A 13,785-nucleotide genomic window follows, 5' to 3' on the forward strand; every position below is an offset into this window, starting at 1 on the left:
CGGTCCCCGGGGACGGCCGAGCCGGAGGAGTTCGCCCTCCGGACGCTGCTCGGCGCGGCCGAGTCCGCCCGGGTCGCCCTGGCCCACGGCACCCCGCTGGCCACCGGCTGCGGCGGCCTCACCCCTGAGGTACGGGGTGCGGGGTCGTGAGGTAGCGGGCGGCGTACGAGCGCCAGGGCCGCCACTCCTCCGCGGCGGGGACACCCGCCGGGGGGACGTCCGGGTCGCCGAGGGCTCGCATCCGGATCAGCGCGGCGGCCTCGGCCGTCACGCCGGGGACCTCTCCGAGGGCGGCCTCGGCCTCGTCGCGGTCGGCGCCGGGGTCGAGGCGTACGGCTCCGTCGGCCAGGGCCCGGGCCAGCGGGCCCGCGACGGGGTGGCCGGTCAGCGCCCGGGGCTCCGGGAAGAGGTGGGTGAGGCCGCCGCAGCCGGTGGCCAGCGGGGTGCCGTGGGCCAGGGCGACCCGGGCGGACTCGGCCGCGCCGAGCAGCGTCCGGAGGGCGAACTCCTCCGGCTCGGCCGTCCCCGGGGACCGTACGCCGGGCCGGGCGGCCACCTCGGCGGCGAGCCCGGGCGCCGCGCCGAGCCGTTCGGCGACGGCGTACGGGTCGGCGTCCAGGTCGAAGAGCCGGCGGAGCCGGTGCACGGCGGTGGTCAGGTCGCGCAGCTCGGTGAGGTGGATCCGGGCCTCCAGCCAGCGCCCGGCGGAGCGCTCGTCGACGGAGACGATCCCGGTGCCGTACGGGAGGCGGAGGGTGCGCCGGTAGGTGCGGGCGCCGGTGGCGCCGACGACCTCCTCCACCCGGGGCAGGGCCTCGGCGGCAAGTAGGTCGAAGACCTCGCCCACCGCGTACGGGCCCCGGTGGGCGAGGCGCAGCGGCACCCCGGCGGCGAGCGCGGTGCGGGCGCCGGCCCCGCTGCCCGCCTCGGCGCGCAGGGCGCTGGGGGTGCGGGCGTAGACGGCGCGGATGGTCTCGTTGAACTGGCGGACGCTGGCGAAGCCGGCGGCGAAGGCGATCTCGGTCACCGGCAGCCCGGTGGTCTGGAGGAGCAGCCGGGCGGTGTGGGCGCGCTGGGCGCGGGCGAGGGCGACGGGCCCGGCGCCGAGTTCGGCGGTGAGCTGGCGCTGCACCTGGCGGGTGCTGTAGCCGAGGCGTCCGGCGAGTCCGGGGACGCCCTCGCGGTCGACGACGCCGTCGCCGATCATCCGTACGGCGCGTCCCACGACGTCGGCGCGCACGTTCCAGGCCGCGGAGCCGGGCACGGCGTCGGGGCGGCAGCGGCGGCAGGCCCGGAAGCCGTGGCCCTGGGCCGCCGCGGCGGTGGGGAAGAACGCGACGTTCTGCCGTTTGGGGGTGACGGCGGGGCAGCTGGGACGGCAGTAGATGCCGGTGGTGCGGACGGCGAAGAAGAACTCTCCGTCGAACCGCGCGTCCCTGCTGCTGACCGCTTCGTAGCGGGTGTCGTCGTCCGTCACGTCTTCCAGTGTGCGACGGCCGACGACCCCCGGCTCGCGGTTTTCGGACACGGCGCTCGCGCGGGGAGGGACGGCCCTCCCCGCGCCGCACCGGCTACCGCGTGCGGCCGCGCTTCAGCTCCAGGTTGCGGCGGCCTTCGGCGCCCTTGCGCTTCCAGTCCTTGAGGATCTCGCTGCGCAGCCGGGCGTCGGTCTTGGCGACGAGCCGCTGGTTCTCGCGGAGCAGCTTGCGGTAGCTCTCCAGACGGCGCACCGGCAGCGAACCGTCCTCGATCGCCACGGCCACCGCACAGCCGGGCTCGGACTCGTGGGCGCAGTCGTGGAAGCGGCAGTCCGCGGCCAGTTCCTCGATCTCAGAGAAGACCTGGCCGACGCCGGTCTCCGCGTCCCAGAGGCCGACTCCGCGCAGCCCGGGGGTGTCGATGAGGACTCCCCCGGTCGGCAGGACGAAGAGGTTGCGGGTGGTGGTGGTGTGCCGGCCCTTGCCGTCGATGTCACGGGCGGCCTGGACGTCCATGACGTCCTCGCCGACGAGGGCGTTGGCGAGGGTCGACTTGCCGGCGCCGGAGACGCCGAGCAGCACGGTCGTGCCGCCCGCGACGACCGCGGAGAGGACGTCGAGCCCCTCCCCCGTGGTCGAGCTGAGGGGCACGACCTGGACGCCGGGGGCGACCGTCTCGACGTCCTCGACGAGGTACGAGAGCCCGACGGGGTCGGGTACCAGGTCGGCCTTGCTGAGGACGACTGTCGGCTGGGCGCCGGACTCCCAGGCCAGGGCGAGGAAGCGTTCGATGCGGCCGAGGTCGAGTTCGACGGCGAGGGAGACGGTGATGACGGCGTGGTCGACGTTGGCCGCGAGGATCTGGCCCTCGGAGCGCTTGGAGGAGGTGGAGCGCGCGAAGGCGGTGCGGCGCGGCAGGCAGGCGCGCACGTAGCGGGGATCGCTCGCGCCCTCGGGGTCGACGGCGGCCCAGTCGCCGGTGCAGACGACCCGGAGCGGGTCGTGCGGGGTCACGAACGCGGTGTCGGCGCGGACGAGTCCGTCGGCGGTGGCGACGTCGCACTGCCCCCGGTCGACCCGGACGACCCGCCCGGGAACGAGCCCCTGAGCGGCGTACGGAGCGAAGCCGGCGGCCCAGCCGGAGTCCCAGCCGTGGGCGTCGAGCAGCGGGGAGGAGGCGGAGAAAGAGGAGACGGAAGAAGACGGAGAAGACAAGGGGGACCCTTCACAGGGGTGGCCCCGGCACGGTGGGTGAGAGCTGTGAGGTCAGCCGCCGGCGGCCACGGAGGTGGTGTGGATGAACTTCTGCGTGAGGGCAGGGCCCTGCGTGACGACAGCCATCGTTCACACCTCCTGTGGATCTTCTCGCGTGGATCTTCGCGCGCGGATCGTCGGGATCTTCGCGCTCGTGTACGGGGAACACGGTAGCCGCACCGCTTCGGCGGGCGCCACCGGTTTTTCGGTGGGGGGTCGGCGGGGGCGGTCGGCCGCCCCCGCCGGGTCCCGTGGGGAGGGTCAGCAGGCGCGGTAGCGGTACGAGCCGCCCGGGGCGCTCACGTCGAGGTCGCGCTGGACGACCGAGAGCTTGCCGCCCCAGCCCGAGCACGCCCTGCCGTAGCCGGTGTCGGTGTACTCGATGACGTAGACGCGGTTCTCGTACGCCGCCGCGTACTCCTCGCATTCCTCGTACTGGCCGCATTCCTCGGCCACCGCGAAGTCGAAGCCGATCGTCCCGCGCTCCGGCAGCAGCGCCGTGGTGTTCTTCTGGCCGATCGCCAGTCCGGCGGCGTGCGACCGCTGGGCCAGGAGCCGGGCGAACGCGGCGTTGTGCTGCTTCGTCAGCAGGCCGTCCGAGCGCTCGTAGGAGTCGAGGTTGTCGGGCTCCACCGCCTGGAAGCCGCTCTTCGCGCAGCCGTCGATCCATCCGCCGACGATCTGCGCGAGCCGCTCGCGCTTGCCCGCGGTCGAGGTGTCCAGCAGCACCTCGCCCCAGTCCTCGTCCTGCACGGGCGCCCCGGAGCCGTCGCGGAGCAGCAGGTCCGGCTGGTTCTTCTCCCACCAGTCCAGCGCGTCCGGCTGGGTCTGGAAGGCGTTGACGTAGCAGATGTTGTAGAGCCCGGCGGCGGGCTTCGCCGTACGGTCGCGGGAGACGACCTTGACGTTCTTCGGCGGGGTGTAGGCGCTGCCGATCTGGTAGTCGAACTGCTCGTTCGCGGTCGGCAGCGTCACCGTCGCGGTCGCCGGCCCGGCGGGGGCGGTCGGCTTCGGAGCGGTGGTCTTCCTCGGAGTGGTGGTCGGCTTCGGAGCCGTGGTCTTCCTCGGAGCCGTGGTCCTCCTCGGACTCGGCTTCGCCGTGGTGGAGGGCGTCGGCTTCGCGGCGGTGGTCGGCTTCGCCTTCGCGGGGGTCGTCGTGTTCTGCGCGGCGCGCGGTCGCGGGTCGCCCTGTGACGCGTTGGCCTGGGTGAACAGGACACCGGCGCCGAGCGCCGCGACGACGCCCGCGGCCAGCGCCGCCCGCGTCGACCTCCTGCGGCGGAACGGGGTGGGGGCATGCTTCGGCACACGTTCTCCAGTACGAGGGGGGAAAGGATGTGCGTAGCCTCCTCGTTCGACCGTGAGGAATTCATGAGGCGCCCGCCCGCGCGTGCCGCGCCTGCCCCGCCGGTCCGAGCGCGAGCAGGAACACCCCCCGGCCCCACCCCCGACCGGGTCCTCAAGGGAGCGACGGCGCGCCCCCCCGGCCCCACCCCCGACCGGGTCCTCAAGGGAGCGACGGCGCGCCGTGGCACCTTCCTTCGTCGCTTCCCTCCTTCTCCGCCCCTGCCGGCGCCGAACCAGTGAAGTCGGTTACAGGCCGGGCCCGTTGTAGGCGCCGCGGTGCGGCTTGGCGGTTGTCGACACCGGGTTGCCCCAGTAGTCGAGGCCCCCGCTGCCGCTGATCACGGAGCCGTTGCCCAGCGCCGGGGAGGTCGCCCGGAGCTTGTAGCCGTCGGCGGACGCGAGCGAGTCACCGCCCGTACCCGGGTTCACGAAGCGCGGGTCGCCCACGATGCCGTTCGCGGTCGGCCGGGGCACGCCCTGGAAGACGTTCCAGAGCCAGGAGATCCCCGCGGCGGTCGGCAGGCGCGAGTCGGCGGTGCCGACCCAGATGTTGTTCTCGACGACGCTCTCGTCGGGCAGGGTGATGCTGAACTTCCGGTCCGTGCAGTACAGGACGTTGTTGTACATGCGCAGCGCCGACCGGCCCGCGCTGACGCTGCTCATCCGGCAGTCGTTCTCGGAGACGTTGTAGCGGACGACCTGCTGGGCGCCGCCGATGGTGCCGCAGCCGTCGCAGTCGAGGAAGAAGCCCCCGATGTTGTCACGGCTGAAGTTGTACTGGATCAGACAGGTGCCGGTGTTGCCCCAGTCGCAGTCGAAGGCCTGGCTGTCGGCCACGGACATCCGGGTGATGCCGTACACGGCGTTCTTCTGGATGGTCGGGTTGTGGTCGCCGAGCACCCAGATCCCGGCGAAGTTGCCGCCGGAGAAGGGGTACACGCCGTTGCCGACGCCGGAGGCGTTGTTGTACTGGATCATCGGGGAGTCGGCGTAGCTGGCGATGATGCCGTCGCCCCCGACGTCCTTGACGACGTTGTGCTCGATCAGGACCCCGGAGCCCTTCACCGCCATGGCCCCGACCCGGATCTTGAGGCCGCCCCCGCCGGTGTCGGTGATCCGGTTGTCGTGGACGTGCACGTCGTGGAGGGTCGAGCCGGTGCCGCTCGCCCCGGTGACGATGCCCGCGGACTGGACGTAGTCCTCGGTCGTCGGGCTGTTCTTGTTCGTCTGGCCGGCGACGCGGTCGACGAGCACGCGGCCGATGTCGAAGCCGCGGTGCGCCCGGCCGTCGGTCGCGGAGATCCGGATCCCCGTGCGGCGCGCGAGGGCGGCGGCCGGGTTGGTCACGCGGAGGTCGCTGATCCGCCAGTGGTCCTGGTTGGTCAGGGACACGGCGTCCGGAGCGCCGCCACCGTCGATCACGGGCAGGGCGCCGGTGCCGTAGCGGGTGAGCGTGATGGGGGCGGCCGCGGTGCCGCTGCCCTTCGGGGCGAGGGAACCGGTGCAGGTGGTGCCGGACGCGAAGGCGAGGGTGTCCCCGGCCGCGTACGTCCGCGCGTTGGCCTGGGCGATGCTGTTCAGCGGCGAGGCCTGACCGCCGTCGCCGGGGGTCGTACGCGAGCAGTCCACGTACGTGGTGCTCCCGGCGGCCGAGGCGGGCGCGGCGGGGAGGGCGACGCTGCCGGCGAGGGCGAGGACGACGGCGAGCAGCCCGCCAACGGCCCTACGCCGCCCGGGAATTGCCTCCATGGTCATGACGCGACACCTTTCTCGAGGTCTGGTGCCGCCAGAAGCTAGGCGCGGGCCGATGAGCGAGTCAATGCCGAAGTGTCGAATGATCGAATATCGATCAGGATGCGGTTGATTGGTCGACTTCGGTCGCCGGCCCGCCGCCCCGCCCCGGGGGGAGGAGGCCGTCGGCGGCGCGCTCGTGCGGCGCGAGCGAGGCCTGGCCCGAGGTGGACGAGGAGTCCCGAGGGCTCGCGGTCGAGGTGGTCGTGCGGCTCACCGTCAGCCACATCGTGCAGCCGGTGGCGCCCCCGGAGGAGTCGGCCCGGCGCATCGCCGCGATCACGGAACGGATCGCGTACCCGGGCGGCGGGGCCTGACGGGGCACGGCGGGGCCTGACGGAGGGTAGGGCGAGGCCCGGTGCCGGACACGGGGGATCGCCGGCACCGGGCCTCTGTTGAAGATTCTACGAGATGTGGGGGAGTGGTCCACGCCACCGGCCGCGCCACCCCACTCCCCGCCGGGTCCGGGGCCCCGGACCGCCACCGACCGGCCCTCCACCGCGGGCGAACGGCGGGCGCACGGGGTACAAGTCGACTGAGGCGCGGATGCGGCCGGGCGGGCTTCCCCCGCCCCGGCCCGCCTCGCCGGTGCCGACGAGGAGGTGGCCGTGGAAGGCAGAAGCATAGGGTTCGTGCATTCCTTCAACCGTGCCGGCGGGTACGGCTTCGTCGTCCCGCTGAACTCCGAGGAGCAGGTCTGGTTCAGCGCGGAGGACATCGAGGGTGAGGTCCGCACCGTCTCCGAGGGCCAGCAGGTCTCCTTCGTCCTGTCCCTCGGCGACGGCCGCTTCGAGGCGAAGGAACTGCGGATCTGAGGGGCGCCGCGGTGACCTGGGCGGCGGACGTCGTGTCCGCCATGCCCGTGGGGCGCGGGGCCGCGGGGGCCGTGGGCGCGGCGCGCACCTGGCCGGGCCGGCCCCCGCTCCCCGCTACTCGCCCGGAGCCGGAGGCAGCGCGTCCATGAACGAGCTCACCGAGAACACCGCGTTCCCCGGACCGGCCGGCCCGTACCCGGGCGGGGCGGTCAGCCCGTACTCCTCCAGCGTCGCCGTGTACGCCTCCAGGAGCCGCAGGTGGTACTCCAGCGGCGCCCCGTCCGGGTTCTCGCGGCCCAGCGGAGTCGTCGGCTCCGGGCACCAGGTGGTGAACCGGGGGGTGATCCCGCGCGACATGAAGAACCGCAGGCCCTCCCGGGTGGAGGCGATCGCCTCGGCCACGGTGAGGAAGCCGGACGGGCGAGCCATCTCGACACCGGCCACGAAGTTCGGGATGACGTTACGCGGCCCGAAGACCTCGGCGGAGTCCAGGATCCGGCGGTGCCACTCGTCCCGGCCGATGTAGCGCTCCTTGCCGGGGCAGTACAGCTCGAACAGCCGGCGGTCCCACACCTCGTAGTTCGGGTGGTAGATCCGGATCCCGTAGTCGTGGAAGCGCTGCACGTCCTCCTTCGGCAGGGCCTGCGCGACGACCTTGCCGATCCAGCGGCCGGGGAAACGCTCCTCGATAGCGCGCGCGTACTGCCCGTAGAAGTCCGCCTCGTCCTTCCCGCCGACCTGCGAGGTCACCGCGCCGCCGGTGAGGGTGTACGCCGTCGAGGTGCGGGCCGTGTCGTGGCGGTCGATGATCTCCAGCGCCTCCAGGACCTCGTCGACCGGCTTCACCCCGGTGTACGGGCGGCCCGCCGCCTTGTGCTGGCGCCAGTTGTGGTTGATGTCGCAGTACTGGCACTCCTCCTTGGCGCCGAAGTACTGGCAGACCCGGAAGACCGTCAGATAGATCAGGTAGCCCCACTGGATGGTGGGCGCGACCTCCATCACCGACTTCCCGTTCGTCAGCGGGTGCCGGTAGTACTCCGGCATCGGCGGCAGCCCGACGTCGGCGATCCTGGTCCCGTCGAGGAACAGCGCGAGCGCCCCGTCGGCGTCCGGCGCCACCCGGTAGGGCGACGAGGGGTTGACCCGTACGGACACGACCGTGCGGCGGAGCCCGTACGGTCCGCCCGTGAGCACGATCTCCTCCGGCGGCCGGTTCAGCGCCGCCTCCCCGAGCTCCGGCAGCGTGCGGTGGTCGAAGGAGAAGATGAAGTACGACTTCGGCTTCACCTCGCCCCCCTCGTTCCCGGACAGCGCGGACGGGTCGAAGGCGAGCCCGCCGCGCAGCAGGTCCTCCTTGAACACCGCCTCCGCCGGGACTCCGGGGAAGCGCTCCATGAGGGACTCGACGACGGCGGTACGGGTCGGGGCGGCGCTGGACAAGGCGGATCTCCAGGTGAGAGACGACGGAGCCGACACACCTCACGCTACGCGCGCCCACCCCGGCCTCGTCGACCGGGACCCGCCGAGCCCTCGCCTCCCACCCGCCCGCCGGGGCGCCCGGCCCCATGCCCGAGGCGGTGCCGCGACCCGGTCCGGGAACGCCGACGGGCGGCGTCCTCCGAACCGGCCGGAGGGCGCCGCCCGCGGGGCGGACCGCATCAGAGGCTGCGGGCGGTGATGTCGCCGTAGGAGGTGGTGGCGTGCACGGTCAGGTCGGCCGTGCCGGTGTTCAGCAGGGCGTTGTGCACGCGGCCGTAGCTCGTACCGGCGTCGAGGGAGGCGGAGACGCCGCGGGCGGCGCCGACCGTGATGTCACCGGCCGCGGTGCGCAGGACGACCGTGCCGCCCTTGGCCTCGGCGATCCGGAGGTCGCCCTTCTGGGTGCTGATCTCGGCGGAGCCGCCGAGGCGGCCGACCGTGATGTCGCCCGCGAGCAGGGTGAGCCGGGCGCTCGCGGCCTCGTCGAGCTTGACCGGGCCCTGCGCCCCCTCGAAGACCACGTCGCCGAGTCGCCCGACGCCCCGGAGTTCGGCGGCGGCCGTCCTCGCCTCGACGGCGGAGCCGGCCGGGAGCTGGACGGTCACCTCGACGGCGCCGGAGTCGCCCAGGATCCGGTTCCTGGCGGGGGCGGCGGCGATCCGCAGCACACCGTCGGCGAACTCGACCGAGACCTGGCCGACGGCCTTCACGTCGGCGCTCTTCGCGGGGTTCGCGGGACGGACGTCGACGGTGGCGTCGGCGCGGTCGGCGGCGATCAACTGGACGCGGCCGGCGGGGATGTCGAGGACGGCGGTGACGGCGGCGGTGGTGGCGAACGTCTGCATGGTGCTTCTCCTTCGGTCCGGTGCGCCGCCCTGATGGCGACTCGTTGTTTCCGATGAGTGAAAAGCTACGTTGCGTTCACGATGCTGGCAACACCTTCGTTGCGTGTGATGCCTGTCAATGCAGGTCAGGAGAGATAATTCATTGCAATGAAGCTGGGCTTAACGCAACAGGAAGGGGATGGGCTCGTTGCAATGGTCTATGCGTGAAAGCTATGGTGGGGCTCTCAGGACCACGAAGGAGGCCCGATGCCGGGAGGCAGGCTCACCCAGCAGGAACGTCAGCAGATCGCGCTGGGACTGGCCGACGGCCTCGCCTACGCCGAGATCGCCCGGCGCCTCGACCGCCCGACGTCGACGGTCACCCGTGAGGTCATGCGGAACGGCGGTCCCACCGCCTACCGCTCCGACCTCGCCCACCGGGCCACCGGGCACCGGGCGCGGCGCAAGCAGGCCGTGCCCCGCGACCCGAAGACGCCCGTCACGTCCCACGGCCGCGACGCGGAGGCGGTGCGCGCGTACGAGGAGATCTTCACGACCGTCCTCATACAGTCGGGGACGCCCCGGATGATGGCCCGGGTGATGGCCTGTCTCTGCCTCACCGACTCGGGCAGCCTCACCGCCGCCGAGCTCGCCCAGCACCTCCAGGTCAGCCCGGCGTCCGTCTCCAAGGCGATCGCGTTCCTGGACGGCCAGGGGCTGGTACGCCGGGAGCGCGACGAACGCCGCCGCGAGCGGTACGTCGTCGACGACGACATCTGGTACCAGTCGATGATGGCGAGCGCCCGCGCCACCCTCCACATCGTCGAGACCGCACGCCAGGGCGTCGGCGTCCTCGGATCCGGCACGCCGGCCGGCGACCGCATGGAAGGGATCGCCCGCTTCCTGGAATTCGTCTCCGAGAGCACCGCCCGCGCCGCGGAACAGGCCCGCGCGATCCTCTCGACGAGATCCGAGACGGCGACGGCGCCGGATACGCCGGACGCGGAGGCGAACGCGGACCGGCCCGCGACGCCGTAAGGGCCGCGGCGGGGAGAGGCTGCGGCAGCGCCCGGCCCGAGTCCGGTGACGGCTCCCGGCCGCCGGAGGCCCCGGCCCGCGCCGCCCGAGCGGGGGGCGCGGACCCCCCCCGCGCCCCGGCTTCCGCGCCCGGCCGGACACGTCGGCCGGGCACGTCGGCCGGGCACGTCCGCCGGTGCGTTCCGCGGGCCACGCGTGCGCGGCCCGGTCGGCGATCGCCCCGAGGTGCCGGGGACCCCCGGTCTGGCTACGCTGCGCAAGAGCGGCACGTAGCGGTTCCGCCCGGGCGGACGGCGCGACCCGGCCCGCTCGCCGCAGCGGCCGCACGAAGCGAGGAGCCCGATGACGATCCCCGCGACCCCTATGGACACCGTCACCCTGGAGCGGCACATCAGCGCCGGCCCCGAGGCCGTCTTCGGCCTCTTCGTCGACCGGGCGAGGTGGCTGTCGTGGATGGGGGCCGACGGGACGTTCGTCTTCGAGCCGGGCGGTTCCTACCGCGTCCAGGTCACGGCGGAGGACGTCGCCGCCGGCCGTTTCATCTCCGTCGACCCGCCCCGGCGGATCGTCTTCAGCTGGGGCTGGGAGACGGGCGCCGTGCCCGCCCCGCCGCCCTCCGAGCCCGTCCCGCCGGGCACCAGCACCGTCGAGATCACCCTCGAACCCGCCCCGGACGGCACCCTCCTCCACCTGATCCACAGCGGCCTGCCCTCCTCGGAGGCCTGCGAGGCCCACGCGGAGGGCTGGCAGCACTACGTCGACCGGCTCGCGATCCGGGCCGAGGGCGGCGACCCGGGCCCGGACACCTGGCGGCGGGGCGAACCGGAGGACGGCCGCCAAGCCCCCCGAGAAGGCTGAGCCGCTCCCCGTCCCCTCCCCGAGCGGGCCGGGACCGGTCAGGCGCTCACCGGCAGCGCCGCCCGTCCCTGGGCCGCGGCGCCGGGTTCGCGTACCTGGTGGAGACCGAGCCGCAGATACGCGGCGAGATCCGCCCGCGGCGCCTTGCGGACGAGCTGGCGGATCGCCTGCATGGCCTCCCAGGCCGAGGTGTGCGCCAGGGACGCGCCCCACGCCTCGCCGAGACCGTCCGACAGATACGCGCTGAAGCCGAGCTGGAGGGCCCCCGCCCTGCGCCGCTCCTCCTCGTCCGCGTCCAGAGCCCGTACGAAGAATCGTTCCGCCTCCTCCTGGGGAAGCGCGGCGCGGATGATGCGCAGATACGGCGCGACCAGCGACGCGACCTCGGGGCACTCCCCGCCGGGAACGACCTGGTCGTCGGGAACGGGAGTGACGTGTGCGCGAGTCTCAGTCATGCACCTATCGATACGTCATCTCATCTCAGGAACGTCCGTGGCGCGCCCACGCGCGACACCGGTTCGCCCCACGGAGGCAGGGCCCGCCCCGGACGGCACCCGCCCAGGTGCCGAACGGTACGGGCCGACCGCGCCTCCGCCCCCCGTCACGCGCTCGTCAGGACCACGAGCTGCCCGGTCGCGCGGGTCATCGCCACATAGCGGTCGACCGCCCCCGCGACGCCCGTGCCGAACGCCTCCGGGTCGACGAGGACCACCAGGTCGAACTCCAGGCCCTTCGCCAGGCTCGGCGTGAGCGACCGCACGCGCGGCCGCGGCCGGAACCGGGGGTCGCCGATGACGCACGCGGTCCCGTCGGCGTGGGCGTCGAGCCACGCGTCGACGACCGCCTCAAGCTCCGCCACCGCCCCGCGGACGACGGGGACACCGCTGCTGCGGACCGAGGTCGGCACGTTCGCGTCCGGCAGTGCGGCCCGGATCGCCGGCTCGGCCTCCGCCATGACCTCCTCCGGCGTCCGGTAGTTGATGCTCAGCGACGCCACGGTGATCCGGTCGAGCCCGACCCGCTCGAGACGCTCCTCCCACGACTCCGTGAAGCCCTCCCTCGCCTGGGCGCGGTCGCCGACGACGGTGAAGCTGCGGGACGGGCAGCGCAGCAGCAGCATCTGCCACTCGGCGTCCGTCAGTTCCTGCGCCTCGTCCACCACGATGTGCGCGAACGGACCGGCGAGCAGGTCCGGTTCCGTGCCGGGCAGCGCGGCCTCGTCGACCAAGCTGTCCTTGAGGTCCTGTCCGTGCAGCATCGTCACCGCGCCCTCGCCGTCGACGTCCGCCGCGATGACGTCGGCGATGACGTCGGCCATCCGCGCCCGCTCCGCCGCCACGGTGGCCCGGCGGCGCCGCTCGCGCCGTGCCGCCCGAGGGTCGCCGAGCCGGTGCCGCGCCGCGTCCAGGAGCGGCAGGTCGGACACCGTCCAGGCCTGCGCGTCCGCCCGGCGGAGCGCCCGGACCTCCTCGCCGTCGAGCCACGGGGCGCACGTGCGCAGATAGGCGGGGACCGACCACAGGTCGCCGACCAGATCGGCCGCCTCGATCAGCGGCCACGCACCGTGGAGCGCCCCGGCCACCTCCTCGTCCTGCCGCAGCGCCCGCCGGAACTCGTCCTCCGGCACCTCGTCGCCGAGCTTGCCCAGGAGGATCGAGCCCAGCTCCTCCCAGATCTGCTCGCGCGCCTCGTTGTGCGGGGTCCCCGGCTCCGGCGCCTCGAACGCCTCGGCCCAGTCGCCCGCGGTCAGCCGGACGTCGGCCCAGTCGGTCGACACCGTCATCCCGTGGGCGGGCGGCTCCTCGTAGAACCGTACGGCGGCCTCGATCGCCCGCACCATGCCGACGGACGACTTCAGCCGCGCCGCCTCGGGGTCGCGCTCGGCCGCCGCCGCCGCGCCCTCGGCGACGAGATCCCGCACGGTGCAGGTCCGCACGCCCTCCTCGCCGAGGCTGGGGAGGACGTCCGAGACGTACGCCAGGTACGGCTGGTGGGGGCCCACGAACAGGACGCCGCCGCGCCGGTGGCCCAGGCGCGGGTCGGCGTACAGCAGGTGCGCGGAGCGGTGCAGCGCGACGACGGTCTTCCCCGTACCGGGGCCGCCGTCGACGACCAGGGTGCCGCGCGAGCCCGCCCGGATGACGGCGTCCTGGTCGGCCTGGATGGTGGCCAGCACATCGCGCATGCGGGGCGAACGGCTCCCGCCCAGACCGGCGATGAACGCCGACTGGTCGTCGAGCGCCGCGTGTCCCTCCAGGCCGTCGGCGGTGAACACCTCGTCCCAGTAGTCGCCGATCCGGCCGTCGTGCCAGCGGTACCTGCGGCGGCTCGCCAGCCCCATCGGGTCGGCGTGGGTGGCCGCGAAGAACGGTTCGGCCGCGGGCGAGCGCCAGTCGACGAGCAGACGGCGGCCCGAGCCGTCGGTGAGACCGAGCCGCCCGATGTACACGGGCTCCCCACCGCCGCCGTCCGTGGCCGAGGGGTCCGCCGTGCCGACGATCCGTCCGAGGCACAGGTCGAGGCCGAAGCGGCGCAGGGTGCGCAGGCGGCCCGTCAGCCGGTGGACCTCCGCGTCGCGGTCCATCGCCTCCCGGCCCACGCCGCCCGGCGCCCTGCGCGCGGCGTCGAGCCGGTCGGAGAGTTCGGCGATGGTCTCGTCGAGACAGCGCGCGACGGCCGCGAAGTGCCGCTCGTCGCCGGCGATCAGTGCCGGGTCGGACTTGGCGGAGAGGCGGTCGGGAAGAGCGAAGGCACTGGCGTCGTACGACGGGTCGACCGACGAAAGCACACGCACGAGGTGAGTCTCATTTCTGCAGGTCCGTGAGGGAGAAGTGCGATTGTGCGGTACGACGGGGGCCTTGCCACAAGCCCCCCTGTGCGCTATACGTTGTAAGTGGCGAG

At 73.7% G+C, this 13,785-nt stretch carries 12 protein-coding genes; 4 read left to right on the forward strand and 8 right to left on the reverse strand.

The annotated features are described in order from the left end of the window. Nucleotides 1-118 precede the first annotated feature (118 nt). From EAO70_RS11340 to EAO70_RS11355, 4 genes are all read right to left on the reverse strand, one after another. Nucleotides 119-1,477 (reverse strand): bifunctional transcriptional activator/DNA repair enzyme AdaA, encoded by a 1,359-nt coding sequence (locus tag EAO70_RS11340; RefSeq protein WP_148002857.1) that lies wholly within the window; start codon nt 1,475-1,477, stop codon nt 119-121. 94 nt (nt 1,478-1,571) lie between these two features. After that, entirely contained in the window at nt 1,572-2,693 is a 1,122-nt protein-coding gene (gene rsgA / locus EAO70_RS11345; RefSeq protein WP_148002858.1) for a ribosome small subunit-dependent GTPase A, read from the reverse strand. Between the two features lie 300 nt (nt 2,694-2,993). Beyond that, entirely contained in the window at nt 2,994-4,040 is a 1,047-nt protein-coding gene (locus EAO70_RS11350; protein ID WP_261992804.1) for an endo alpha-1,4 polygalactosaminidase, read from the reverse strand. A 285-nt stretch (nt 4,041-4,325) separates the two neighbouring features. Further along, a complete protein-coding gene (locus tag EAO70_RS11355) occupies nt 4,326-5,834 on the reverse strand; it encodes a right-handed parallel beta-helix repeat-containing protein (protein WP_148002859.1) in 1,509 nt (502 codons plus the stop codon). A gap of 89 nt (nt 5,835-5,923) precedes the next feature. Here EAO70_RS11355 and EAO70_RS39995 point away from each other — a divergent pair, with 89 nt between their 5' ends. After that, the gene (locus tag EAO70_RS39995) at nt 5,924-6,187 is read left to right on the forward strand and encodes a hypothetical protein (protein WP_315986233.1); all 264 of its coding nucleotides are present in this window, start codon (nt 5,924-5,926) and stop codon (nt 6,185-6,187) included. Between the two features lie 291 nt (nt 6,188-6,478). Continuing rightward, the gene (locus EAO70_RS11365) at nt 6,479-6,685 is read left to right on the forward strand and encodes a cold-shock protein (RefSeq protein WP_148002860.1); all 207 of its coding nucleotides are present in this window, start codon (nt 6,479-6,481) and stop codon (nt 6,683-6,685) included. A 114-nt stretch (nt 6,686-6,799) separates the two neighbouring features. Here EAO70_RS11365 and EAO70_RS11370 read toward each other — a convergent pair whose 3' ends face one another. Together EAO70_RS11370 and EAO70_RS11375 are read right to left on the reverse strand one after the other, a co-directional pair. Beyond that, nucleotides 6,800-8,080, reverse strand: a complete 1,281-nt coding sequence (locus EAO70_RS11370) for a radical SAM protein (protein ID WP_261992821.1) — start codon at nt 8,078-8,080, stop codon at nt 6,800-6,802. Nucleotides 8,081-8,343: 263 nt separating this feature from the next. Beyond that, nucleotides 8,344-9,138: a DUF4097 family beta strand repeat-containing protein gene (locus tag EAO70_RS11375; protein WP_410091263.1), complete on the reverse strand. Its 795-nt coding sequence runs from the start codon at nt 9,136-9,138 to the stop codon at nt 8,344-8,346. Between the two features lie 117 nt (nt 9,139-9,255). Here EAO70_RS11375 and EAO70_RS11380 point away from each other — a divergent pair, with 117 nt between their 5' ends. Both EAO70_RS11380 and EAO70_RS11385 read left to right on the forward strand, forming a co-directional pair. Next, complete coding sequence (locus EAO70_RS11380) at nt 9,256-10,026, forward strand: GbsR/MarR family transcriptional regulator (RefSeq protein WP_148002863.1); 771 nt, start codon at nt 9,256-9,258, stop codon at nt 10,024-10,026. A 342-nt stretch (nt 10,027-10,368) separates the two neighbouring features. Further along, on the forward strand, nt 10,369-10,884 hold the full coding sequence (locus EAO70_RS11385) for an SRPBCC domain-containing protein (RefSeq protein ID WP_261992805.1): 516 nt from the start codon (nt 10,369-10,371) through the stop codon (nt 10,882-10,884). A 38-nt stretch (nt 10,885-10,922) separates the two neighbouring features. Here EAO70_RS11385 and EAO70_RS11390 read toward each other — a convergent pair whose 3' ends face one another. Further along, a complete protein-coding gene (locus EAO70_RS11390; protein ID WP_148002864.1) occupies nt 10,923-11,339 on the reverse strand; it encodes a hypothetical protein in 417 nt (138 codons plus the stop codon). Between the two features lie 146 nt (nt 11,340-11,485). Next, nucleotides 11,486-13,678 (reverse strand): RNA polymerase recycling motor ATPase HelR, encoded by a 2,193-nt coding sequence (gene helR / locus EAO70_RS11395; protein WP_148002865.1) that lies wholly within the window; start codon nt 13,676-13,678, stop codon nt 11,486-11,488. Between the last annotated feature and the right edge of the window lie 107 nt (nt 13,679-13,785).

The sequence above is a fragment of the Streptomyces sp. adm13(2018) genome (assembly GCF_008042145.1).
Classification (GTDB): Bacteria; Actinomycetota; Actinomycetes; order Streptomycetales; family Streptomycetaceae; genus Streptomyces.

Coding starts and splice junctions, on each gene's coding strand:
- EAO70_RS11390 (WP_148002864.1), bottom strand. CDS start 11,339: ATGACTGAGACTCGCGCACACGTCACTCCCGTTCCCGACGACCAGGTC.
- EAO70_RS11385 (WP_261992805.1), top strand. CDS start 10,369: ATGACGATCCCCGCGACCCCTATGGACACCGTCACCCTGGAGCGGCAC.
- EAO70_RS11355 (WP_148002859.1), bottom strand. CDS start 5,834: ATGACCATGGAGGCAATTCCCGGGCGGCGTAGGGCCGTTGGCGGGCTG.
- EAO70_RS11380 (WP_148002863.1), top strand. CDS start 9,256: ATGCCGGGAGGCAGGCTCACCCAGCAGGAACGTCAGCAGATCGCGCTG.
- EAO70_RS11370 (WP_261992821.1), bottom strand. CDS start 8,080: ATGGAGCGCTTCCCCGGAGTCCCGGCGGAGGCGGTGTTCAAGGAGGAC.